1 pseudogene is annotated in these 481 nt (G+C 39.1%); it reads right to left on the bottom strand.

The window, feature by feature from the left end:
- Nucleotides 1-416, bottom strand: a pseudogene (locus A6E03_RS03410) (transposase); the annotation flags it as partial.
- Nucleotides 417-481: the final 65 nt, after the last annotated feature.

Here is a 481-nt window from a genome sequence, read left to right as displayed (position 1 = left end):
GTCAACGTTTCTTGGCTTTGCCTTCCAATACTTATAACTACTCCGATGAATACCAAAGGTTTCACAAAGAATGCTTATACTGTGGCTCTGCCTGAGTTTATCTATTAATGCGAATTGTTCAGTGAGTCTGACATCAACAGAGCCGTAGCCTTTTTTAGTATTTCATTATGCTCCTCGAGACGAGCAAGTTTCTTTTTTAACTCACGAATTTCTATTTGTTCCGGAGTTATAGGAGATGCCGTTGGGATCACTCCACTTAACTCATCTTTTAGCTGCTGAACCCACTTAGTCATGGCTGATTTACTTACGTTCATAACCTGGGATGCCTCAGTAATTGAGTACCCTTGCTCAATTACTAATTGGGCAGCTTCTAGCTTGTATGTTGCGCTATAGTTCTTTCTTGGACGTCTTGTCATTATGTACACCTATTTAATTCTGAAATGATTATATCATTTCTAACTAGGTGGCCAAATTCACTATG

It is taken from the genome of Aliivibrio sp. 1S128 (assembly GCF_001691065.1).
Taxonomy (GTDB): Bacteria; Pseudomonadota; Gammaproteobacteria; order Enterobacterales; family Vibrionaceae; genus Aliivibrio.
This window is presented reverse-complemented; position numbering and strand designations above follow the sequence as displayed.